General features: G+C 73.6%; 17 protein-coding genes. 10 read left to right on the plus strand and 7 right to left on the minus strand.

Features of this window, described 5'->3' with window-relative positions; all coding sequences use genetic code 11:
- Window positions 1–30: 30 nt before the first annotated feature.
- The 3 genes from ABZ840_RS31700 to ABZ840_RS31710 all read left to right on the plus strand — a co-directional run bounded on the left by ABZ840_RS31700 (window position 31) and on the right by ABZ840_RS31710 (window position 4,244).
- Entirely contained in the window at window positions 31–1,449 is a 1,419-nt protein-coding gene (locus ABZ840_RS31700; RefSeq protein WP_361565458.1) for a protein phosphatase 2C domain-containing protein, read from the plus strand.
- 161 nt (window positions 1,450–1,610) lie between these two features.
- Complete coding sequence (locus ABZ840_RS31705) at window positions 1,611–3,353, plus strand: pyruvate dehydrogenase (RefSeq protein ID WP_361565460.1); 1,743 nt, start codon at window positions 1,611–1,613, stop codon at window positions 3,351–3,353.
- A 408-nt stretch (window positions 3,354–3,761) separates the two neighbouring features.
- Complete coding sequence (locus ABZ840_RS31710; RefSeq protein WP_361565463.1) at window positions 3,762–4,244, plus strand: ATP-binding protein; 483 nt, start codon at window positions 3,762–3,764, stop codon at window positions 4,242–4,244.
- Between the two features lie 112 nt (window positions 4,245–4,356).
- On the opposite strand, the gene ABZ840_RS31715 is transcribed toward ABZ840_RS31710, so the two are convergent.
- Window positions 4,357–5,487, minus strand: a complete 1,131-nt coding sequence (locus tag ABZ840_RS31715) for a DUF2637 domain-containing protein (RefSeq protein WP_361565466.1) — start codon at window positions 5,485–5,487, stop codon at window positions 4,357–4,359.
- A 207-nt stretch (window positions 5,488–5,694) separates the two neighbouring features.
- A complete protein-coding gene (locus tag ABZ840_RS31720; RefSeq protein ID WP_361565468.1) occupies window positions 5,695–6,543 on the minus strand; it encodes a (2Fe-2S)-binding protein in 849 nt (282 codons plus the stop codon).
- 117 nt (window positions 6,544–6,660) lie between these two features.
- Here ABZ840_RS31720 and ABZ840_RS31725 point away from each other — a divergent pair, with 117 nt between their 5' ends.
- Window positions 6,661–7,500, plus strand: a complete 840-nt coding sequence (locus tag ABZ840_RS31725) for a GntR family transcriptional regulator (protein ID WP_361565471.1) — start codon at window positions 6,661–6,663, stop codon at window positions 7,498–7,500.
- Window positions 7,501–7,545: 45 nt separating this feature from the next.
- On the opposite strand, the gene ABZ840_RS31730 is transcribed toward ABZ840_RS31725, so the two are convergent.
- From ABZ840_RS31730 to ABZ840_RS31740, 3 genes are all read right to left on the minus strand, one after another.
- Window positions 7,546–8,397 carry a hypothetical protein gene (locus ABZ840_RS31730; RefSeq protein ID WP_361565474.1) on the minus strand — a complete coding sequence of 284 codons (852 nt, stop codon included), beginning with the start codon at window positions 8,395–8,397 and terminating at the stop codon, window positions 7,546–7,548.
- A gap of 476 nt (window positions 8,398–8,873) precedes the next feature.
- Window positions 8,874–10,145 carry a DUF1266 domain-containing protein gene (locus ABZ840_RS31735; protein ID WP_361565552.1) on the minus strand — a complete coding sequence of 424 codons (1,272 nt, stop codon included), beginning with the start codon at window positions 10,143–10,145 and terminating at the stop codon, window positions 8,874–8,876.
- A 164-nt stretch (window positions 10,146–10,309) separates the two neighbouring features.
- The gene (locus tag ABZ840_RS31740; protein ID WP_361565477.1) at window positions 10,310–11,986 is read right to left on the minus strand and encodes a PucR family transcriptional regulator ligand-binding domain-containing protein; all 1,677 of its coding nucleotides are present in this window, start codon (window positions 11,984–11,986) and stop codon (window positions 10,310–10,312) included.
- Between the two features lie 299 nt (window positions 11,987–12,285).
- Here ABZ840_RS31740 and ABZ840_RS31745 point away from each other — a divergent pair, with 299 nt between their 5' ends.
- The 6 genes from ABZ840_RS31745 (at window position 12,286) to ABZ840_RS31770 (ending at window position 19,390) form a co-directional block, all read left to right on the plus strand.
- Window positions 12,286–13,188, plus strand: coding sequence for an FAD binding domain-containing protein (locus ABZ840_RS31745; RefSeq protein WP_361565480.1), 903 nt, complete (start codon window positions 12,286–12,288; stop codon window positions 13,186–13,188).
- On the plus strand, window positions 13,179–13,799 hold the full coding sequence (locus ABZ840_RS31750; RefSeq protein WP_361565482.1) for a (2Fe-2S)-binding protein: 621 nt from the start codon (window positions 13,179–13,181) through the stop codon (window positions 13,797–13,799). Before ABZ840_RS31745 ends, ABZ840_RS31750 begins: the two co-directional genes overlap by 10 nt.
- A gap of 2 nt (window positions 13,800–13,801) precedes the next feature.
- A complete protein-coding gene (locus ABZ840_RS31755) occupies window positions 13,802–16,186 on the plus strand; it encodes a molybdopterin cofactor-binding domain-containing protein (RefSeq protein WP_361565484.1) in 2,385 nt (794 codons plus the stop codon).
- A gap of 226 nt (window positions 16,187–16,412) precedes the next feature.
- Window positions 16,413–17,852: an NCS2 family permease gene (locus ABZ840_RS31760; protein ID WP_361565487.1), complete on the plus strand. Its 1,440-nt coding sequence runs from the start codon at window positions 16,413–16,415 to the stop codon at window positions 17,850–17,852.
- A gap of 81 nt (window positions 17,853–17,933) precedes the next feature.
- Entirely contained in the window at window positions 17,934–19,127 is a 1,194-nt protein-coding gene (locus tag ABZ840_RS31765) for an XdhC/CoxI family protein (protein WP_361565490.1), read from the plus strand.
- A gap of 107 nt (window positions 19,128–19,234) precedes the next feature.
- Complete coding sequence (locus tag ABZ840_RS31770) at window positions 19,235–19,390, plus strand: hypothetical protein (protein WP_361565492.1); 156 nt, start codon at window positions 19,235–19,237, stop codon at window positions 19,388–19,390.
- Between the two features lie 9 nt (window positions 19,391–19,399).
- Here ABZ840_RS31770 and ABZ840_RS31775 read toward each other — a convergent pair whose 3' ends face one another.
- Together ABZ840_RS31775 and ABZ840_RS31780 are read right to left on the minus strand one after the other, a co-directional pair.
- Complete coding sequence (locus tag ABZ840_RS31775) at window positions 19,400–21,091, minus strand: SpoIIE family protein phosphatase (protein WP_361565495.1); 1,692 nt, start codon at window positions 21,089–21,091, stop codon at window positions 19,400–19,402.
- Between the two features lie 118 nt (window positions 21,092–21,209).
- A complete protein-coding gene (locus tag ABZ840_RS31780; RefSeq protein WP_361565498.1) occupies window positions 21,210–22,049 on the minus strand; it encodes a LuxR C-terminal-related transcriptional regulator in 840 nt (279 codons plus the stop codon).
- Between the last annotated feature and the right edge of the window lie 28 nt (window positions 22,050–22,077).

Raw genomic sequence — 22,077 nt, forward strand, 5'->3', positions numbered from 1 at the left:
CCGGCCCACCCGCGATGGACAATACGGGGCATGAGCCAGCAGGGGGACACACGCGGACACGAGGACGACTGGTGGCACGAACTGTACGAAGCGGGTGACGGCAAGCCCGGTGACGCGGGCCCCTCCGCCGCGCCCGACTCGCTCGACGACCGCGTGGACTCCGCCCTGCGCGCGGTCGGTGCCACCGGCACCGAGCCGGTCACGGAGCCGCCGGAAGTGGCCGGGCGGGTGCCGGGGCCGCCGGAAGAAGTGGCCGGGCCGGTGCCGGGGCCGCCGTCCGCCGCCGAGGAGGATCCGGAGCCGGTGGCCGTCCCTCCGGAGCCGGTGATAGGCGCTCCGGAGGCCGCCCGTCCGGCGCCCGTCGCCGGGGCCGCCTCCCTCGCGCCGCCCGTGCCGCCGCCCGCCGTGGAGTTCGTCGGGGACCGGCCGCCCACGTACGCGGCAGAGCCGGTCGCGCTGCCCGCCGCCGACCCGGCCGACCTCGCCGGGCTGGTCCCGGACACCGAGCTGGACGGCGCGCAGTACGGCACGCTCACGCTGCGCGCCGCCTCCGTACGGGGCGACTCCGCGCGCTACCGCGGCGACCCGCGCCGCGACGCCCTGCTCACCGCCCGCTTCGGCGCCGGGCGGCAGACCCTGATCCTGGTCGCGGTCGCCTCCGGTGCGCACGCCTCGCCCGAGGGCCACCGCGCCGCCCGCGACGCCTGCCGGTGGATCGGTGCCGCCGTCGGCCGCTCCGGTGCCCGGCTGGCCGACGACATCCGCACCGGCCGCCGGGAAGCCCTCAAGTCCGGGCTGCAGCGGCTCGCCGACCGCGGCTACGGCCGGCTGCGGGCCCGCGCCGCCGAGCTGGGCCTGGAGCCGCACGCGTACACCGCGTCGCTGCGCTGCCTGCTGCTGCCCGCCGACCCGGCCTGCCGCACCCGGGTCTTCTTCGGCGTCGGCGGGGGCGGCCTCTTCCGGCTCCGGGACGGCGTCTGGCAGGACCTGGAGCCGCCGCTGCCGGCGGAGGGGGCGACCGGCGGGCCGGTCGTCGGGTACGGCACGCGGCCGCCCGGCATCCCGGCGCAGCGCGGCCTGGCCGACCCGGAGCCGACGATGAACCTCGGCGTCACCGGGGCGCCGGGCGCCCACGAGAGTGCCGGGGAGGCGGCCGGAGGGGCCGGTGCGTTGGCCGACGGGACCGGTACGGCGGTCGGCGGGCCTTCCGGCGCGGCAGGTGAACCGTTCCGCTTCCGTGCCTCGGTGGCCCGCCCCGGCGACACCCTGCTGCTGTGCAGCGCGGGCCTCGCCGAGCCGCTGCGAGAAGCGCCCGACTTCGCCGCGCGGCTGGCGGGGCGGTGGGCCGAGACCGAACCGCCGGGGCTGACCGCCTTCCTGGCCGACGCCCAGCTGCGCCTCAAGGGGCACGCGAAGGACCGTACGGCCGCCGCGGTCTGGGACGGCTGAAAGGGCAGCCGGGGGACGCGGGGGCCGGGCCCCGCAGCACGCCGTACGCCTTCCGGGGCCGTCCCGGGGATGAGTGGTAGAACCGACCCGATGCCGCAAAGGCGGGCAAACCCCCGCCGGCGGCGCGAGCCACTGATCCCCACCCGAAGGGCGTGCGCGCGATGGCGAAGCAGACCGTGGCCGAGCAGTTCGTCGACATCCTGGCGCGGGCCGGGGTCCAGCGGCTCTACGGAGTCGTCGGCGACAGCCTGAACCCCGTCGTCGACGCCATCCGCCGCACCTCGGCCGTCGAGTGGGTGCAGGTCCGGCACGAGGAGGTCGCGGCGTTCGCGGCCGGGGCCGAGGCCCAGATCACCGGCCGGCTCGCCGCCTGCGCCGGGTCCTGCGGGCCGGGCAACCTCCACCTCATCAACGGCCTCTTCGACGCGCACCGTTCGATGGCCCCCGTACTGGCCCTGGCCTCGCACATCCCCTCCAGCGAGATCGGCACCGGCTTCTTCCAGGAGACCCACCCCGACCAGCTCTTCCAGGAGTGCAGCCATTACTGCGAGCTGATCTCCAGCACCAAGCAGATGCCGCGCGTCCTGCAGACCGCGATCCAGCACGCGGTGGGCCGCAGCGGCGTCTCGGTGGTCGCGCTGCCCGGCGACATCGCGGGCGAGCCGGCGCCCGAGCGTGCCGAGGAACACGCGCTGGTCACCTCGCGGCCCTCCGTCCGCCCCGGCGACGCGGAGATCGCGCAGCTCGCCCGCATGATCGACGGGGCCGGCAAGGTCACGCTGTTCTGCGGCAGCGGTACGGCGGGCGCCCATGCCGAGGTCATGGAACTGGCCGAGAAGATCAAGTCACCGGTAGGCCACGCGCTGCGCGGCAAGGAGTGGATTCAGTACGACAATCCCTTCGACGTGGGGATGAGCGGTCTGCTCGGGTACGGCGCCGCCTACGAAGCCACCCACGAGTGCGATCTGCTGATCCTGCTCGGCACGGACTTCCCGTACAACGCCTTCCTGCCGAAGGACGTGCCGATCGTCCAGGTGGACGTGCGTCCCGAGCACCTCGGCCGCCGCTCCACGCTGGACCTCGCCGTCTGGGGCGACGTACGCGAGACCCTGCGCTGCCTGACGCCGCTGGTCGAGGAGAAGAAGAACCGCCGGTTCCTCGACCGGATGCTGAAGAAACACGCCGACGCGCTGGAGGGCGTGGTCAAGGCGTACACCCGCAAGGTCGACAAGCACGTGCCGATCCACCCGGAATTCGTCGTCTCCGTGCTCGACGAGGAGGCAGCCGACGACGCGGTCTTCACGGTCGACACGGGCATGTGCAACGTCTGGGCGGCGCGGTACCTCACCCCCAACGGGCGCCGCCGCGTCATCGGTTCGTTCACCCACGGCTCGATGGCCAACGCGCTGCCACAGGCGATCGGCGCGCAGCTGACGGACCGTCGGCGGCAGGTCGTCTCGATGTCGGGCGACGGCGGATTCTCCATGCTCATGGGCGACTTCCTCACCCTGGTGCAGCACAACCTGCCGGTGAAGGTCGTGCTGTTCAACAACTCCTCGCTCGGCATGGTCGAGCTGGAGATGCTGGTCGCCGGGCTGCCCTCCTACGGCACCGACAACCACAACCCCGACTTCGCCGCCATCGCCAGGGCGGCCGGCGCGTACGGCGTCCGGGTGGAGAAGCCCAAGCAGCTCCGCGGGGCGCTGCGGGACGCCTTCAAGCACAATGGTCCCGCGCTCGTCGACGTCGTCACCGACCCGAACGCGCTGTCCATCCCGCCGAAGATCAGCGCGGACATGGTGACCGGGTTCGCGCTCTCGGCGGGCAAGATCGTGCTGGACGGCGGAGTGGGCCGGATGGTGCAGATGGCCCGGTCCAATCTCCGTAACATCCCGCGCATGTGAGCCGTCACCGCCCAGCGGGGCACATGCCCCGCACCTGTGCCCGGCGGTGGCAGAAGACGTCAGGGGCTTCCGGGGTGCGACGGCCCGCCGTAGCCGCGCGGACGCGGACGTAGACGCACCGGGCCGGTCGGCGGACCCGCTCCCTCGACGGCCCACCGGGAGGCGGAGCACCGGCTGCGGCAGCGGACCGGTCGGCAGCGGGGGCGAATTGGTCCTACGGACGGCCGCGCCGCCACCGGGCTGCCGCCCTTGTCATGACCGCCGGACCGGACGTTGGTCGGTACCAAACGGGCATCCCATGGCATATGCACAAGCACGGGATGAAGCTTGGCATGTCTCCCGGTGGGCATGGTTCGCCGTGAGGTTGTCCGGAAGACCGGCGACACGGGAACGCTCGGGGCGGGGAGGATGAATCGTCAGCCTGTACGGGGCGAGCAGGTGCACGGACGGGGCGGCGGGCCGATCATCGGGTCCGCCGACACCTGCATCGACACATGGACCGAGGGACAGCGGCCGAGGGCCATCCGGCGCCGGCTGCGCCGCGCCGACCTCACGGCGGTGGCGGACGTCCGCAAGGACCTGCGTCACCTGCTGCTCCACTGGGGGGAGACCGGCAGGTCGGACATCGCGGAGCTGCTCATCAGCGAGCTGGTGACCAACGCTCTGGTGCACACCGACCGGGGGGCCGTGGTGACCGCCACGGTGACCGACCGTCTGCGGGTGGAGGTGCGGGACTTCGTGTCCCGGCGGCCGCGGTCCCGCAGACCGACCACCGAAGGCACTTCGGGGAGAGGACTGATGCTGGTGCGCTCGCTCGCCGACGCCTGGGGCATACGGATGCACGGAGTCGGCAAGTGCGTGTGGTTCGAACTGGGCGGCACGGGGACCTGAAGGCCGTTCTCCGTACCTCCCGTACGCGCGGGCCGCGCACCGGCACACGGCGGCGGGCCGGGACTCCGGGTCCCGGCCCGCCGCTCCGCCGTGACCCGGGGCCACGGTCCGCTCAGCCGAACTGCCGCTCGATCTCGGCGAGCTTCTCCTCCAGGGAGTCCAGCCGCGGGAGCGTCTGCGTGTCGTCCTCGGCGGTGAGGTCCACGGTCCGCCCGCCGGACCGCTCGGCACCGCCGCCGGTACGGCCGGTCACGGCCTTCAGAGCGGGACGGGACCGGAGTGCGTCACCGGCGGCCGTCCCGTCATCGGCCGCCGGGCCGTCGAGTGCGGGGTTCTCGGCGGCCCGGCCCCCCGCTGCCGGTACTCCGACCTGGCCCTCGATGGCCGGGGCCTCGGACTGCTGCGCGGCGGGCCGCCCGGCGTCCACGGCCGGCAGCTGACGGGCGCCGCGGCCCCACCGGTGCTGCCGGTTCAGCGCCCGTACCCGGGCCCGGTCCAGCTTCCGGTGCTCACGGCGGCGGCGCCGGGTGCGCTCCCGCTCGCGCCGGTCCTCGCGCACCTCCTCGACCGCCTCGTCCAGGCTCCGTACGCCCTCCAGCAGCATCAGCGACCAGGCCGCGAAGGTCTCGCGCGGCGCGCGGAGCCAGCGCACCATGCGGATCTGCGGCAGCGGCCGAGGCACCAGGCCCTGTTCGCGCAGCGCCGCCCGGCGGGTCTGCTTCAGCGCGCGGTCGAAGAGGACGGCGGCCGACAGGGACATGCCCGCGAAGAACTGCGGGGCGCCCGCGTGGTCCAGGCCGCGCGGCGCGTGCACCCAGTTGAACCACGCGGCCGCGCCCGCGAACGTCCACACCAGTATCCGGGAGCCGAGCGCCGCGTCACCGTGACTGGCCTCGCGCACCGCCAGTACGGAGCAGAACATCGCCGCGCCGTCCAGGCCGAACGGCACCAGGTACTCCCAGCCCCCGGAGAGGCTGAGGTTCTGCCGGCCGAAGCCGACCAGGCCGTGGAAGGAGAGCGCGGCGGCCACCGCGGCACAGCAGAAGAGCAGCAGGTAGGCCGCCGAGCCGTAGACGGCCTCCTTGCGGCGCCGGCGTTCCTCGCTGCGCTCCCAGGAGTCGTCGGCCGTCGTCTTCGCCGGGCCGCGCTTGCCGCGCAGGACCACGGCGACGGCTGCCGAGACACCGATGAGCAGCAGGGCTCCCGGGACGAGCCAGTCCAGCGATATGTCCGTCATTGCCATCTGGGACCCCTTGCATCGCGGTACGCGTTTTCGCGCGACATCCTGGCGGAGTCGGCCGGTTCCGCAGGGGTTTTCGGGGCAAGAGAACGCCAAGGAGGCGTCAGGGCCCGCCGGGAGGGGTGAACTGTTCGTACACCCTTGAGAAGGACGGCAGTTGAGTTCGATTACCGCCACTCGATCGGGTGGCGATGACGGAGTGGCTCGGGGTCAGGCGCTCGCGGTCAGCCGCGCGACCCGGTCCGCGTCACATGTACGCGGACAGGTGACGCAGGTGTCCTCCGGACGCACCGTGTAGAACATGCAGCAGCTCGCGCGGTCCCGCGTCGGAAGCTTCTCGCCGGCCGGCCCCGTCAGCTCGCGGAAGCCCGCGCCGCCCACGTACGGCGCCGTCGCGCCCGGCAGCAGCCGCTCGACTTCGGCCACCGCGCGCGGCTCCTCGCCGAGCAGATGGCCGAGGTACCACATGCCCTCGACGATCTCGTCCGTCGCCATGCCCCACAGGGCGCGCGGCCCGCGCCGCACGCGGGGGCGGAAGCCGTCCAGTACGGGCGCGAGGTGTTCGGCGACGGCGGACCGCACCTCGGCGCGCAGCGCCTCCTCGTCGGCGACGACCACGGCGCCCGGCAGCTCGGCCGCCGGGTCGCCGGGCAGGCACGCGAAGGAGGTGATGCGGACCGCCGCGTGGCCCATCTCGCGCGGGAAGAAGACGGCGCCGGCGGGCAGCCGCGGCACCCGGCGGTGCAGGAACCACGGCATGGTGATCAGCAGGCAGGCGGGCCAGGCGTAACGGTGCAGCCCGAAGCTCGCGACCACGTCGGGCCGCGCCTGTGTGCCGTAGTTCTCGACCACCTGCGCGGCGTCCCAGGCCAGGAAGGCGTCCAGGGCCGCGCCGCCGGCCGCCAGCTCCTCGGCGCCGGTCCAGCCCTCGCCCGTCGGGGCCGGGTCCTCCGGGCCGAGCTCGGTGATCCGCAGATGGGGGAAGACCTCGGTGAGCCGGGCATACGCGCCGGTCACGGGGGAAGGGGACGGCGGGGCGGCGAGCGCGGAAGAAGCCATGCGGGGGACCACCGAATCGCTGTCGTTGGCAGGTAAGGCTTACCTTAGCGGATGACTCCGAGGTTTGACCTGCGACGGGGGCCGCCTATGGTGCACAAGGACATCAGGAGGTACCCCATGGAGCAGCGCGCGGCGGAGCAGCCCCCGCGGATACGCGCCCGCGTGCCCGCTCAGGGGCGCGCGGAGCCGGTGCGCGGGCGGCATCCCGCCGATGCGGACGGCGCGCAGCGGGTACCGGCCACATCGGCACCGGGCGGCCCCCGCGCGGACGCCGAGCCCGCGGCCCGTACCCACACCGCGACCGCGCCGCCCCCCGCAGCGACCGTGCGCAAGCCCCAGCGGCACTCCGTACGCGCGCAGGTCCTGGCGGCGCTGCGCGACTCCCTGCTCTCGGGCGAGCTGGCGCCCGGCGCCGTCTACTCGGCGCCCGCGCTGGCCGAGAGCTTCGGCGTGTCTCCCACCCCGGTCCGCGAGGCGATGCAGCAGCTCGCGGTCGAGGGCGCGGTCGAGGTGGTGCCGAACCGCGGCTTCCGGGTCGCCGAGCGCACCCCCCGCGACCTGGCCGAGCTGGCCGAGGTCCGGTCGATGCTGGAGGTGCCGGCCGTACTGCGGCTGGCCCGCGCGCTGCCGCCCGAGCGCTGGGAGGAGCTGCGCCCCGCGGCCGCCGCGACGGTCACGGCCGCGGGCCACGGTGACTGCGTGGCGTACGCGGAGGCCGACCGCGCCTTCCACCGCGCGCTCCTCGACCTGACCGGCAACCGGCAGCTGACGCTCGTCGCCGACGACCTGCACCGCCGCACGGGCTGGCCCTGCGGCGGCGCGACGGCGGGCGTCGCCGACCTCCTGGCCGACGCCGCCGACCACATGGCCCTCCTCGACGCCCTCGCGGCCCAGGACCCGGCCCTCGCCGAACGCATCCTCCGCGACCACCTCACGGGCACGCGCTTTCCGCACTGAGCCCGCGCCGTCCGGCGCGCCCGCGCGGCGCCCGGCGGAGGTGCGCTATGCCGCTGTCGGCAGGTGATCCGCGAGCCAGGTGGGGACGCCGTCCATGAGGCGGAAGAGGCGGGCTGCCTCGGCGCGAAGGCGGGGGGCCTCCTCTTCGGGGGCGGCGTCGGCGAGGGCGGCGAGTGCCGGGGCCGTGCCGATGAGGTAGCCCAGTTCCTCGCGGATCCGGAGGGATTCGGCGAAGCCGTGCCGGGCCTCCGCCAACTCGCCGTCGCGCAGGGCGAGTCCGGCCAGGTGCCGCCAGGTGAAGGAGAGCAGCAGCGGGTCTTCGTGGGCGGTGGCGGCGGCGTGCGCGCGGCGGTAGGCGGCGCGGGCCGACTGCGGGCTGTCGGCGAGGTGCTCGGCCATGAGGCCGCGCCGGAAGTCCAGCAGGGCGCGTCCCGGCGCTGCCGGGGGCAGCAGGGCGGCGGCGCGGCCGAGTGCCGCGCGCGCCTCGTCGGCGCGGTCCCGTACGCCCAGGACCGTGGCGGCGTAGGCGAGATGGCCGCGCTCGCAGGCCGCGTCGCCGCGTTCGTCGTCGGTGGCCGCACGGGCCTCGGCGTACCGCAGGGCGTCCTCGGCCTCGGCCCAGCCCGCGCAGGTGAACATGCAGCGCTCCACGAGCAGCGCGGCGCGGCGCAGCGCGGCGGGCGCGTGCGCTGCGGCGTGTGGTTCCAGCAGGGCGGCCGCGTCCTCCCAGCAGCCGCGGGAGCGGAGTCGCCACACGGCCCGGTCCAGTGGGCCGTCCCCGTCGGCAGCGGCTCCCTCGGCCGTCCGCGCGGCCGGCAGTCCCGTCACCGGTGCCCCCGGCACCGGCAGTCGTTCGACGGTCCCTTCGGAGCCGTCGGATTCCGCAGATTCCGGCATGGCGGTATCCGCCACATTGCCCTCCCCGAGCGCACCTTTGAGCCTGGACTGGAAGCAGTGGGCGAATCTCAGCACGAATTTCGGCGTGGGGCCAAGGGGCTGGGTGAATGATTTCACAATCTCCCGCGGGCCGTGTACGGAGCGGAGTTGAGCCGCTAGGAGAGCGGATTGCGGCTCTCCGGTGGGGCGTACGGGCCGGGCGGTCCGTCCTGGAATGCCGTGACCTGGCGCTTCGATCGCCCGGGCGGCGTCGCGCGAAATCCGCTCGAAGGAGTGACGTGGTGTCGTGCCGTCGGCCGCGCGCCGTCCGGCGCTCACCGTCCGCCCCATGATCCCGTCGCCCGGTCCCGCTGCAGGAGTCGGCGGTGGACGCCTGGCGGGGTGCGGTCCACCGGATCGGGGGGTGCGCGACGGGCGCGGGGACGCGCGCGAGGTGACGTGCGCGTCGAGAGCCGTGCGTCACCCGAGGCGGGGTGTCACTCCCAGGGGATGTTCCGCCAGGGGCTGGCCGGGTCGGTGGTCAGGATGCGGTGCGCCGTCACCATGTCCCCGTACCAGTGGCCGAACTCCTCCTCGTCGAACTGCAGGCAGCGGCCGAGGATGAAACCGGCCGAGAAGTCCTCCCAGGACCGGTACGCGTTCCGGCTCGCCCGGCCGGCCCGCAGCACGGCCTGCTCCGCCTCCTGGAGGTCGCAGTAGCGCGCGCCGAGCCCCCAGCGGGCCATGCCCGAGGCGCGCCCGTAGTCCCACGCCTCGGTGGAGCGGACGAACTTGCCTTCGGGCAGCACGCCGTCCGCGCGGAACCGCGCCTCGTACCGGGCGATCCGGCCGATCAGCCGCTGCACCCCCGCGACCTGCGAGGCGACCTCCGCCTCGCCGGGCGGCTCGGTCTTCGTCACGCCCTCCGGGCCGATCTTGACCTCGGCGCCCTTCGCCGCGTTGTGCCGCAGCACCCGCTCGGCCACCCCGCGCCAGTGGTCCACGCTCACGGCGCCCGCGAAGTCCAGCGCGAGGGAGCGCCGTACGGCGAGCGCGAACTCCCAGACCTCGCTGACCATGTCGGCGGCGATCAGCCGCTCCTGGGACTGCTGCCAGCCGGCCCGGTCGGTGACGCCCCAGAACTCGGCGAGCTGCTTCTTCTCCGGGTAGTAGCCCCGGCCGTGGTGGGCCATGGCGTTCCACGGCTGGCCGTTCTTGACGAACAGCAGCGCCCCGCAGGCGAGTCCGTGCGCCACCGGGCCGTGCAGCGGCCCGCCCAGGTGCAGCGCGCGCAGCCTGATGGGCTCCTCCTGGGCGGAGGCGGCGGCCGCGGCGTGCCGCTGCCACAGGGCGCGGTGCTCGGGCGAGGCCGGGAAGTACGCCTCGCAGGGGCTGCCGGGGTTGATGGCGAGCCACGGCGGGTCGTGCGGTTCCCAGTTGCGCGCGTACCAGTCCAGCGAGCCGGACCAGAAGACCGGGTCGGCGACGGGTGCGGGCAGCATGCCGGTGGTGAAGGCGGCCAGGCAGGGCGTCCCGGTCCGCTGGTCCCAGTACGGCTGGAAGCGCACCGTTCCCGGATGCGCGTCGGCCGCGGCCCGGGAGTCGGCGATGTACAGCTCGGTGCGGGCCAGCACGTCGAAGTACGCGGACCAGTCCCCGCGCGTCTTCGCGTCGTACAGCTGCTGCTCGACCTCGCTCGGCGCCTGCCAGTCAGGTGCCGCCGCTTCCGCCGGTCCCGGCTCGGCGGCCGCCTCCGGCCCGTCCGTCATCGCCATGGGAAAACCTTATCGAGCCGTGATCACGGGGTGCGCGGGGCCCGGCGAGCGGCCCCGGGAGCCACCCGCGCGCACGTCCTCCGCACGACCGCGCACGCTCGCCGCAGGGCCGGTCCCGCCCTCCGCAGGACCGGTCACCTCAGCCGCCGGGACGGTCCTCACGTCATCCGCAGGGCCAGGAAGAAGTCCAGCTTGTCCTCCAGGCGGGACAGGTCGCGGCCGGTGAGCTGCTCGATGCGGCCGACGCGGTAGCGGAGGGTGTTGACGTGCAGGTGGAGGCGGCCGGCGCAGCGGGTCCAGGAGCCGTCGCTGTCCAGGAACGCCTCCAGGGTGGGGATCAGCTCGGCACGGTGCCGCCGGTCGTAGTCCCGGAGCGGGTCCAGCAGCCGGGCGGTGAAGGCCCGGCGCACGTCGTCGGGGACGAAGGGCAGCAGCAGGACGTGCGAGGCCAGCTCCTCGTGGCCGGCGGCGCACACCGCGCCGGGCCGGGCCGCCGCGACCCGGCGGGCGTGCCGGGCCTCCTCCAGCGCGCCGCGCAGGCCCTCCGCCGAGTGGACGGCGGCGCTCACGCCGAGGGTGAGCCGGCCGTCGTCGGCCAGCCCGCGGGAGAGCGGCTCCTGGACCGCGGCGAGCAGCGCGCCGGCGTGCAGCCCCTCGGTCTTGGCGTCGGAGTCGTCGTCGTGCAGGGCGGGCAGCGGTACCAGCGCGACCGCCTCGTCCCCGGTGTGCGCCACGGCGATCCGGTCGGCCGGGTCGGGCCCCGCGGCGCCGGGATCGACCAGGACCTCTTCCAGGAGGGACTGGGCGACCGGGCCGCCGGGGAGGTCGCCGCCCTCCCACTCCACGCGGGCGACCACGACCTGCCAGTGCGGCGCGGTGCCGAGGCCCGGCAGCAGCACGGGCGCGGCGACCCGCAGCCGGGCGGCGATCTCTGCGGGCGGCGCACCCGTCTGGACCAGCTCCAGGACCTCCTGGGCGAGCCGGCGGCGCACCGTACGGGCCGCGTCGCGCCGGTCCCGCTCCACGGCGATCAGCTGGGTGACGCCGTGCAGCAGGTCCAGCCGCTCCGCCGGCCAGTCGCCGGCGTCCGCCTCGACCGCCAGCAGCCAGTCCGAAAGCAGCGTCTCGCGCAGGTCCCGGCCGCCGCTGCGGATCGGGAAGAGGGAGTACGTGGTGTTGCCGAGCAGGACCCGGTGCGGGCTGCGGCGCCCGCTGCGGGCCGCCGCCAGGTGCTCGCCCGCCAGCCGGGCGCCGTCCGCCGTTCCGGTGGTGTCCGCCGCGCCCGCCGCCTCGCCGCCGGGCGTCGCGCCCGCGATCCGCCGTCCGGTGGGGGAGAGCACCCAGGCGGTCAGGTCGAGGTCGGAGCCGAGGAGGTCCAGGACGACCTCGGGGCCGCCGCCCGCCGGGCCCGACGTCATCAGGCGGCGGTGCCGGTCCACGACGGCGGCCAGGTCGCCGGCGCGCTCACCGGAGACCTGCCGTACGACGTACTCGGTGATCGAGGCGAAGGAGACCGCCTCGGAGACGGAGAACAGCGGCAGGCGGTGGCGCGCGCAGGCGAGCACCAGGTCCTCGGGGACGGAGCCCAGCTCCGCCTCGCCGGCCGCCAGCCCGGCCACTCCGGCCGTGGCAAGGATCCGGACGAAGTTTTCCGAGTCCTCGGGCTCCCGCCGCCAGGCCAGGCCGGAGAGGACCAGTTCGCCCCCGGAGAGGTAGCGGGTGGGATCCCGCAGGTCGGTGGTCATCACCCCCCGCACCGTGCGGTCCAGTTCGTCCTCGCCCCCGAGAAGCCGCAGGCCAAGGGAGTCGGTGTCCAGAAGTGCGCGGAGCCGCATGACCTCGCCCGCCGATCTTTCCGTCTCGTGTTGCCGGTGGAATACCGCGAGGTTGCCGGGCCCCGCTTTTCGTTCGAATCTACAAGACGGGTGCCCTGGCCAGCCAACCGCTTCATGGTTTCGGTGACTGCACCGGGCGGGCGCTGGGCGCGTGTACTGGGTCACATCGCGTGAACGACATATGAACAACCCGAGAGACGGCGGCCGGATGGCTTCGGCGGCGGCTCCGTCACCGTAGGGCCAGTTGACACCGCCGACCGTAGTGGTTACGGCACGATTTTCCGAGAAGAGAGCCACACATGGACTTCCTTCGCCCCGCCAGCTGGGAGGAGGCGCTCGCCGCGAAGGCCGAGCACCCCACCGCTGTGCCGATCGCGGGCGGCACGGACGTGATGGTCGAGATCAACTTCGACCACCGCCGCCCCGAATACCTGATGGATCTGAACCGCATCGGTGATCTGCGGGAGTGGGAGACCGGAGCGGACACCGTACGGCTCGGCGCTTCCGTGCCGTACACCCAGATCATGGAGAACCTGCGCACCGAGCTGCCGGGCCTGGCGCTCGCCTCGCACACCGTCGCCTCCCCGCAGATCCGCAATCGCGGCGGCGTCGGCGGCAACCTCGGCACCGCTTCCCCGGCCGGCGACGCGCACCCCGCGCTGCTCGCCTCGGGCGGCGAGGTCGAGGTGGAGTCGGCGGCCCGCGGCGTGCGCATGATCCCCATCGACGAGTTCTACGTCGGCGTCAAGCGCAACGCCATGGAGCAGGACGAGCTGATCCGCGCCGTCCACCTGCCCAAGGCCACCGGGGCCCAGCAGTTCTCCAAGGTCGGTACGCGCAACGCCATGGTCATCGCGGTGTGCGCGTTCGGTATCGCGCTGCACCCGGAGACGAAGACGGTACGGACCGGCATCGGTTCGGCCGCCCCCACCCCGGTACGTGCCAAGGAGGCCGAGACCTTTCTCGCGGCGGCGCTGGAGGAGGCCGGTCTCTGGGAGTCCGGCGCACCGGTTCCGGTGGCCGTCGCGAAGCAGTTCGCGCAGCTGGCGACGGGTGCCTGCAACCCGATCGACGACGTGCGCGGCAGCGCGAAGTATCGCCGGCACGCGGTCGGCGTGATGGCCCGCCGCACGCTCGGCTGGGTGTGGGAGTCCTACCGCGGCAACGGCCGCACTGCACAGGGAGGCGCACAGTGCGCGTGAAGTTCACCGTCAACGGCCGCGAGCAGACGGCCGACGACGTCTGGGAAGGCGAGAGCCTGCTGTACGTGCTCCGCGAGCGGATGGGCCTGCCGGGTTCGAAGAACGCCTGCGAGCAGGGCGAGTGCGGCTCCTGCACGGTCCGGCTGGACGACGTGCCGGTGTGTTCCTGCCTGGTCGCCGCCGGGCAGGTCGAGGGCCGCGACGTGGTCACGGTCGAGGGCCTGGCCGACTTCGCCCAGCAGCGCGCCGAGCGCACCGGCTGCGGCACGGGTGCCTGCGGCGGGGCCAAGGGCACCACGCTGGACGAGGCCAAGGCCTGGGCCGCCAAGCCCGCCGGTCCGGGCGACAGCCGGACGGGTGAGCAGGTGCAGCTCTCGCCCATCCAGCAGGCCTTCATCGACGCGGGCGCCGTCCAGTGCGGCTTCTGCACGCCGGGCCTGCTGGTCGCCGCCGACGAGCTGCTGGAGCGCAACACCCAGCCGTCCGACGCCGACATCCGCGAGGCGCTGTCCGGCAACCTGTGCCGCTGCACGGGCTACGAGAAGATCCTCGACGCGGTCCGCCTCGCGGCCGCCCGCGGCGAGAACGAGACCGCAGGAACGGGGGCCTGACCATGGCCGGAGTCACCCGGACACCCACCAATCTCACCCAGGGCAGCAAGACGCCGGCCGGTATCGGGGCCTCCACGCTGCGCCCGGACGGCACGCTGAAGGTGACCGGCGAGTTCGCGTACTCCTCGGACATGTGGCACGAGGACATGCTGTGGGGCTTCACGCTGCGCAGCACCGTCGCGCACGCCGAGATCCGCTCCATCGACACCTCCGAGGCGCTCGCCCAGCCCGGTGTCTACGCGGTCCTCACCTACGACGACCTGCCCACGGCCGTGAAGAACTACGGCCTGGAGATCCAGGACACGCCCGTACTGGCCCACGGCCGGGTGCGGCACCACGGCGAGCCGGTCGCGCTGGTCGCGGCCGACCACCCGGAGACCGCGCGGCGGGCCGCCGCCAAGATCAAGATCGACTACGCGGAGCTGCCCGTCGTCACCGACGAGGCCTCGGCCCTCGCCGAGGACGCCCCGCTGCTCCACCCGGGGCGCAACGACCACCATGCGGGTCACGTACCGCACCCGAACATCGTCCACCGCCAGCCGATCATCCGCGGCGACGCGGACGAGGCCGCCAAGCGCGCTGACGTGATCGTCACCGGCGAGTACGACTTCGGCATGCAGGACCAGGCGTTCCTCGGCCCGGAGTCCGGCCTCGCGGTGCCGGCCGAGGACGGCGGCGTCGACCTGTACGTCGCGACCCAGTGGCTCCACTCGGACCTGCGCCAGATCGCGCCGGTGCTCGGTCTGCCGCCGGAGAAGGTACGCATGACGCTCTCCGGCGTCGGCGGTGCCTTCGGCGGCCGCGAGGACCTGTCGATGCAGATCCACGGCTGCCTGCTGGCGCTCCGCACCGGCAAGCCCGTCAAGATCGTCTACAACCGGTTCGAGTCCTTCTTCGGGCACGTCCACCGGCACCCCGCCAAGCTCTGGTACGAGCACGGCGCCACCAAGGACGGCAAGCTCACCCACCTGAAGTGCCGCATCGTGCTGGACGGCGGCGCGTACGCGTCGGCCTCCCCGGCCGTGGTCGGCAACGCCTCCTCGCTCGCCGTCGGGCCGTACGTCGTCGACGACGTGAACATCGAGGCCGTCGCGCTCTACACGAACAACCCCCCGTGCGGCGCCATGCGCGGCTTCGGCGCGGTCCAGGCGTGCTTCGCCTACGAGGCGCAGATGGACAAGCTGGCCAAGGCGCTGGACATGGACCCCGTCGAGCTGCGGCAGCGCAACGCGATGGAGCAGGGCACGCTCCTGCCGACCGGGCAGCCGGTCGACTCGCCCGCTCCGGTCGCCGAGCTGCTGCGCCGCGTGAAGGCCATGCCGCTGCCGCCGGAGAACCAGTGGGAGACCACCGAGGGTGCCGACGTCCGCGCGCTGCCCGGCGGCCTGTCCAACACCACCCACGGCGAGGGCGTCGTCCGCGGCATCGGCTACGCGGTCGGCATCAAGAACGTCGGGTTCTCCGAGGGCTTCGACGACTACTCCACCGCGAAGGTGCGGATGGAGGTCATCAACGGCGAGCCGGTCGCGACCGTGCACACCGCGATGGCCGAGGTCGGTCAGGGCGGCATCACCGTGCACGCGCAGATCGCCCGTACCGAGCTGGGCGTCCAGCAGGTCACCATCCACCCGGCCGACACCCAGGTCGGCTCCGCCGGCTCCACCTCCGCCTCCCGGCAGACCTACGTCACGGGCGGCGCGGTGAAGAACAGCTGCGAGGCCGTGCGCGAGCAGGTCCTGCAGAAGGGCCGGATCAAGCTCGGCACGTACCACCCGGCGTGGGCCACCGCCGAGCTGCTCCTGGAGGGCGGCAAGGTCGTCACCGACGGCGGCGAGGTGCTCGCCGATATCGCGGACGTGCTGGGCGAGGAGGCCGTGGAGGTCGAGCTGGAGTGGCGGCACCGCCCCACCGAGGCCTTCGACCTGGAGACCGGCCAGGGCTTCGGCCACGTGCAGTACTCCTTCGCGGCGCACCGCGCGGTCGTCGAGGTCGACACCGAGCTCGGCCTGGTCAAGGTCATCGAGCTGGCCTGCGCGCAGGACGTCGGCAAGGCGCTCAACCCGCTGTCCGTCGTCGGCCAGATCCAGGGTGGCACCACCCAGGGCCTGGGCGTGGCGGTCATGGAGGAGATCGTCGTCGACCCCAAGACGGCGAAGGTCCGCAACCCCTCCTTCACCGACTACCTGATCCCCACCATTCTGGACACGCCCACCATCCCCGTGGACGTCCTCGAACTTGCCGATGAACACGCTCCCTACGGGCTGCGCGGCATCGGTGAGGCGCCGACCCTGTCCTCGACCCCGGCTGTCCTCTCCGCCATCCGGGCGGCGACAGGCCTGGCGCTCACGAAAACGCCGGTGCGGCCCGAACACCTCACCGGCACCTGATGCTCCGGGCGGTGCGGATGGTTTGGGGTGTCCTGTCCGTCCTCCCGCGGTTCGTACCGCCCGGAGTTTCCCCCACGTCAGCAGCGGCTCCTAGGATCCCTCCGGCGCCGCATTGGCTGAAAAACGTTCGTCTCGGGCCGTCCCCCGGGTCGTGCGGCCCGCTCCATCCCAAATCTCACACTTCCCCCCTTGTGAGTGCCCCTATGAACCTTGGGAGATAGGCACCATGACCCAGCCCACCATCGAGCCGACCACGGCGGAGGACGCAGGCGCGGGTTCGCGCCAGCCCGCCGGCCGGTCGTGGCTCGACCGGTACTTCCACATATCCGAGCGTGGCTCCACCCTCGGCCGGGAGCTTCGCGGCGGCATCACCACCTTCATGGCGATGGCGTACATCCTTCTGCTCAACCCCGTCCTGCTCAGCGGCAAGGACGCGGTGGGCGGCACACTCCAGCCGGGCGCCGTGATCACGGCGACCGCCTTCGCGGCCGCGGTCGCGACGCTGCTCATGGGCGTCGTCGGCAAGGTCCCGCTGGCGCTCGCCGCCGGTCTGAGCGTCTCGGGCGTGCTCGGCACCCAGGTGATCAGTGACATGTCGTGGCCGCAGGCCATGGGCATGTGTGTGATCTACGGTGTCGTGATCATGCTCCTGGTGATCAGCGGGCTCCGCGAGAAGATCATGAACGCGATCCCGCTCGGCCTCAAGCACGCCATCACCATCGGCATCGGCCTCTTCGTCACCATGATCGGCCTGGTCAAGGCCGGGTTCGTCGGCATCGGCAACGCCTCGGCGCCGGTCACCCTCGGCGTCCACGGCCACCTGTCCGGCTGGCCCGTCCTGGCCTTCTGCCTGACGCTCGTCGTCATCTTCATGCTGCTGGCCCGGAACATCCCCGGCGCGATCCTGATCGGCATCGCCGTCGGCACGGTCTTCTCGCTCATCGTCACCGCGGTCTTCGGCCTGGGCGACAAGCAGTGGGGCCTGGCCACGCCGTCGCTGCCGGACACCCTGGTCTCGTCGCCGGACTTCAGCCTGTTCGGCAAGATCGAGTTCGGCGGCTTCGCCGAGCTCGGGGCCACCACCGTGGCGATGGTCGTCTTCACCCTGGTCCTGGCCGGCTTCTTCGACGCCATGGCCACGATCATCGCCGTCGGCCAGGAGGCCAAGCTCGCCGACCACCTCGGCCGGATGCCGGGGCTGAACAAGGCGCTGCTCATCGACGGTGCGGGCGGTGCGATCGGCGGCGTCTCCGGCGCCTCCGGCCAGACCGTCTTCATCGAGTCCGCCAGCGGCGTCGGCGAGGGCGCCCGTACCGGCCTGTCGGCCACCGTCACCGGTCTGCTCTTCGGTGCGGCACTGCTCTTCACCCCACTGGCGGAGATCGTGCCCGCCCAGGTCGCGTCCGCCGCGCTGGTCGTCATCGGCTCGATGATGATGCAGAACGCACGGCACGTGGACTGGCGCGACCGGTCCGTGGCCATCCCGGTCTTCCTGACCGTGGTGATCATGCCGTTCACCTACTCGATCGTGAACGGTGTGGCCGTCGGCATCATCTCGTACTGCGCGATCAAGCTCGCGCAGGGCAAGTGGCGCGAGCCGGGCCCGCTGATGTGGGTCCTGGCGCTGGTCTTCATCGCCAACTTCGCCTTCAACGACATCGGGTAGGGGAGACCCGCCCGAGCCGGGCACCGTGCCCGGGCGGAGGCCGCATCGGCCCTCCGCGCAATCGCAGACAAGGAGCTGGACATGCTGGACATCGCCGACGAGCTGAACCGGTGGGTCGAGCAGGGACGCGACTTCGCCGTGGCCACCGTGGTGGGCGTCGGCGGCAGCGCGCCCCGGCAACCGGGCGCCGCGCTCGCCGTCGACCGCGACGGCACGGCGATCGGGTCCGTCTCCGGCGGTTGCGTGGAGGGTGCGGTGTACGAGCTGTGCCAACAGGCCCTGGAGACCGGTGAGCCGGTGCTGGAGCAGTTCGGATACAGCGACGAGGACGCCTTCGCGGTCGGCCTGACCTGCGGCGGCATCATCGACATCCTCGTCACCCCGGTACGCGCGAGCGCCCCGGAGCCATCGCAGGGGCCGGACGACCCCTCGGCCCCGGTGGACAGCACCTCCAGGACGCTCGTGGCCGCGGTGGCCGCCGCCGTCTCCGCCGAGGCGGCGGCCCTCGCGCGCATCGTCTCCGGCCCGGCCGAGCTCCTCGGCCGTGCCCTGCTCGTCCGCGCCGACGGCAGCCACACCGGCAGCCTCGGCGGCCACCCCGAGCTGGACCGCACCGCGCTCCAGGAGACCCGCGCCCTGCTGGACGCGGGCCGCACCACCACCGTGGAGATCGGCGCCGACGGCAGCAGGTGCGGCGTCCCGCTGACCCTCCTCGTCGAATCGTCCGTGCCGGCCCCGCGGATGCTCGTCTTCGGCGCCATCGACTTCGCCGCGGCCCTGGTCCGGGCCGGGAAATTCCTCGGCTACCGGGTCACGGTCTGCGACGCCCGGCCCGTCTTCGCCACGCAGGCGCGCTTCCCCGACGCCGACGAGATCGTGGTCGACTGGCCGCACCGCTACCTGGACTCCCAGGAGCTGGACGCCCGCGCGGTGCTCTGTGTGCTTACTCACGACGCCAAGTTCGACGTCCCGCTGCTGGAGCGGGCCCTGCGGCTCCCCGTCGCCTACGTCGGCGCCATGGGCTCCCGCCGCACCCACCTGGACCGGCTGCGCCGTTTGCGCGAGGCCGGCCTCACTGACCTGGAGCTGAACCGGCTCCGCTCGCCGATCGGCCTCGACCTCGGCGCCCGTACGCCCGAGGAGACCGCCCTGTCGATCGCCGCCGAGATCGTCGCCGCGCGCCGCGGCGGTACGGGAACGCCGCTCACCGGCGCACATACCCCGATCCATCACGACACATCGGTCACCGCACGCCGTATCGGGTCCGTTGCCTGAGACAGCGGGTACTGCTCCCGGTAGGCGGACGATAAGATCGGCGGCCGGCCGTCCGCGCCATTCGTGGGCGGCTGTCGCCATGTCCGAGAACGAAGGAACACTGCACGATGAACTCGCCGGACAGACCGCTCACCCCGATCTACGATCAGCTCATCAATGAGCACGGTGATGTCGCCACCGAGGCGCGCGAGTACGCCGAGAAGACCGAGCGGGAAGCCAACGAGGTCCTGGACTTCGGCATGCCCGCGCCCTCGGCGCAGTAGCGGCCCGCCTCAGCCGTCCCCCGGCACACGCAGCGCCAGCAGCGCCACGTCGTCCTCGTTGGCGGCGTACAGGGCGCGGCTGATGAGCTGGTCGCAGAAGTCGTCCAGCGAGCGGTCGGCCAGCGCGGCGGCGAAGCTGGCCAACTGGTCCAGGCCTTCGCTCAGCGGCAGGCCGCGCGCCTCGATCAGCCCGTCGGTGTAGAGCACCACCGTGCTCCGCGGCGGGAGCACCTGCCGGAAGTCGGTGCGTCCCGGCGACAGCTCCGTACCGAGCACCAGGTCGGCGGCTTCCTGCTCCAGGAAGCACACCCGGCCGTCGTCGTGCACCAGCAGCGGCGGCGGATGCCCGGCGTTGGTCCAGCGCAGCCACCAGTCGCCGTCCCGCTCGACCTGCGCCAGGATCATGGTCGCCAGCTGGACCTCGCTGATGTGCACCAGCGCCCGGTCCAGCCGGTCGACGGTGACCGACGGCGCCTCGGTGTGCTCCCAGGCGAACGCCCGCAGCATGTTGCGCACCTGGGCCATGCAGGCGGCCGCCTGGAGGTCGTGGCCCACCACGTCCCCGATGACCAGCGCCGTCTTCCCGTCCGGCAGCCCGAAGACGTCGTACCAGTCGCCGCCGACCCGGGACGCGTGCGGCGCCGGGTGGTAGCGCACCGTCATCTCCAGGCCCTCGATGCGGGGGAGCGGCGGCAGCAGGTGACGCTGCATGGTCTCGGCGACCCGCCGCTGCCGCTCGTACAGCTGCGCGTTGTCCACCGCGAGCCCGGCCCGGCGGGCGATGTCGTCGACCAGCGCCAGCTCCGCCGCGTCGAACGGCTTCTCCTGGTCCGTACGGACCAGGGTCAGCGCGCCGAGCACCTTGCCCGGGCCGCGCAGCGGCGCGACCACCGCGGAGCGCATGCCGATCGCCTTGAACATCTCGCGCTGCTGGACGGCGATCCCCGAGTCCGGCGGCCCCGCGTAGACCTCGGGCGAGACGATCCGCGGCGCGGCCCCGCGCAGCACGCTGGACAGCGGCATCCGCGAGGTCTCCAGCACCGGCGGCATCGGGCCCGCCAGCTCGTCCACCCGTACGTGCTGCCCGTTCACGTGGTGCACGACGGCGACCCGGCGCAGCGAGTGCTGCTCCTCCAGCAGATCCACCACCGCCCAGTCCGCCAATCGGGGCACGACCAGCCGTACGAGCCGCTTCAGCGATTCGTCCAGGTCCAGGGTGGAGGTCAGCACGGCGGTGGTCTCGGCGACCATGGTCAGCCGGTCGGCGAGGTCGGTGAGGGCCGCGACGTTCGCCGCGTCGGCGGGCTCGCGCTCCTCCTCGGGCGGCCGCCGGAAGAAGAGGACGACGGCGCCGGCCGGTGCGCCGTCCACCTCGTACGGCACGGACAGCCCGCCGACGCAGATCTGCTCGCCGTCCCCGCGCGCGAACCACTGGCAGCCGTCCAGGGCCACCGTCTCGCCGGCCAGGAACGCCTGGAGCAGCGTGCAGTTCGGGCGTGGCAGCCGGGTGCCGTCGGCATTGCGGTGCAGCAGCTCGTGCGGATCGCCGCCCACCAGCTCGGCGGCCGGACGGCCCAGCAGCTCCTCGGCCCGGGCGTTGACGTAGGAGATCCGCCCGAAGCCGTCCTGGATGTAGACCCCGGCCGCCAGCCCCGCCGGCAGCACGGGCCCTCCCTCGCTCCCGGTCGCGGGACCTGACACGGGCCGCCTCCTCACTGACGCCACACACCGACCGACGGCAGCCTCCAGCCTCTCCCAGGAACGCGACCGCGGCCTGCCCGGTGGGCCGGGCGCGTGGCGTACGCGCGGCCCCGGCGCCTCAGGGCAGCAGGCCGGCCCGGCGGGCTGCGACCACGGCCTGCAGCCGGCTGTGGGCGCCCAGCTTGCGCATCGCGGAGCGCAGGTACCCCTTGACCGTCTCCGGGCGCAGCCCCAGCCGCTCGCCGACCGCCGCGTTCGTCGCGCCGGAGGCCACGCAGGACAGCACGTCCACCTCGCGCGGCGCCAGGGCCACCACGGGGCCGCCGCGGGACCCGCCCGAGGCCGCCGCGAGCCGGCCGCAGGCCGCCAGCATCTCCTGCCGCAGCGCCGGATCGCCGACCCGGTTGGCCAGGGCACGCAGCGCGCTGTGTGCCTCCCTGACCTCCTCCCACATCACCGGATCGGCGGCGGTCGGCTGCCGGGCCACCGACAGCAGCCGCTCCGCCTCGTCCTGCACCACCAGCGCCTGCTCCAGCTCCCTGGCCGCCTCCAGCGCGGCCGACAGCGGCCGGTCACCCAGCTGCAGCGGCTGCCGCAGCGCCCCGTACAGCACGCCGCGCACCCGGCGCCGCACCACGACCGGCACCGCCAGGACGGACTTCAGCCCCTCGGCCGCCACCGCCGCGTCGTACTCATGGCTGATCACCACGGAGGAGTGGTAGTCGGTCACCGCGAACGGCCGGGAGCGGGCCGCCGCCTTGCCGCCCAGCCCGTTGCCGGAGTCGATGTGCAGGCCGCGCAGCGCGGTGGTGGCGGTGCCGGTCATCTCGCCGATGCGGAAGCGGCCGCCGCCCGAGAGCAGACCGCCGAAGGCCACGGGCAGTCCGCTGGCCCGGCGCAGCCGCAGCAGCGCCGCCCTGACTTCGGCGGACTCGTTCCGCTCCGCATCGTTCCGCACGCGCTACCCTCCGCTTCCCCCCTTTCGG

The sequence above is a fragment of the Streptomyces sp. NPDC047117 genome (assembly GCF_040643545.1).
In the GTDB taxonomy this organism is placed as follows: domain Bacteria; phylum Actinomycetota; class Actinomycetes; order Streptomycetales; family Streptomycetaceae; genus Streptomyces.

Excerpts from the sequence above, each read along its gene's own strand:
- ABZ840_RS31710 (WP_361565463.1), top strand. The coding sequence starts at position 3,762 with ATGAATCGTCAGCCTGTACGGGGCGAGCAGGTGCACGGACGGGGCGGC.
- ABZ840_RS31770 (WP_361565492.1), top strand. The coding sequence starts at position 19,235 with ATGAACTCGCCGGACAGACCGCTCACCCCGATCTACGATCAGCTCATC.
- ABZ840_RS31730 (WP_361565474.1), bottom strand. The coding sequence starts at position 8,397 with ATGCCGGAATCTGCGGAATCCGACGGCTCCGAAGGGACCGTCGAACGA.
- ABZ840_RS31755 (WP_361565484.1), top strand. The coding sequence starts at position 13,802 with ATGGCCGGAGTCACCCGGACACCCACCAATCTCACCCAGGGCAGCAAG.
- ABZ840_RS31725 (WP_361565471.1), top strand. The coding sequence starts at position 6,661 with ATGGAGCAGCGCGCGGCGGAGCAGCCCCCGCGGATACGCGCCCGCGTG.
- ABZ840_RS31700 (WP_361565458.1), top strand. The coding sequence starts at position 31 with ATGAGCCAGCAGGGGGACACACGCGGACACGAGGACGACTGGTGGCAC.
- ABZ840_RS31705 (WP_361565460.1), top strand. The coding sequence starts at position 1,611 with ATGGCGAAGCAGACCGTGGCCGAGCAGTTCGTCGACATCCTGGCGCGG.
- ABZ840_RS31735 (WP_361565552.1), bottom strand. The coding sequence starts at position 10,145 with ATGACGGACGGGCCGGAGGCGGCCGCCGAGCCGGGACCGGCGGAAGCG.
- ABZ840_RS31760 (WP_361565487.1), top strand. The coding sequence starts at position 16,413 with ATGACCCAGCCCACCATCGAGCCGACCACGGCGGAGGACGCAGGCGCG.
- ABZ840_RS31720 (WP_361565468.1), bottom strand. The coding sequence starts at position 6,543 with ATGGCTTCTTCCGCGCTCGCCGCCCCGCCGTCCCCTTCCCCCGTGACC.
- ABZ840_RS31765 (WP_361565490.1), top strand. The coding sequence starts at position 17,934 with ATGCTGGACATCGCCGACGAGCTGAACCGGTGGGTCGAGCAGGGACGC.
- ABZ840_RS31715 (WP_361565466.1), bottom strand. The coding sequence starts at position 5,487 with ATGGCAATGACGGACATATCGCTGGACTGGCTCGTCCCGGGAGCCCTG.
- ABZ840_RS31745 (WP_361565480.1), top strand. The coding sequence starts at position 12,286 with ATGGACTTCCTTCGCCCCGCCAGCTGGGAGGAGGCGCTCGCCGCGAAG.
- ABZ840_RS31740 (WP_361565477.1), bottom strand. The coding sequence starts at position 11,986 with ATGCGGCTCCGCGCACTTCTGGACACCGACTCCCTTGGCCTGCGGCTT.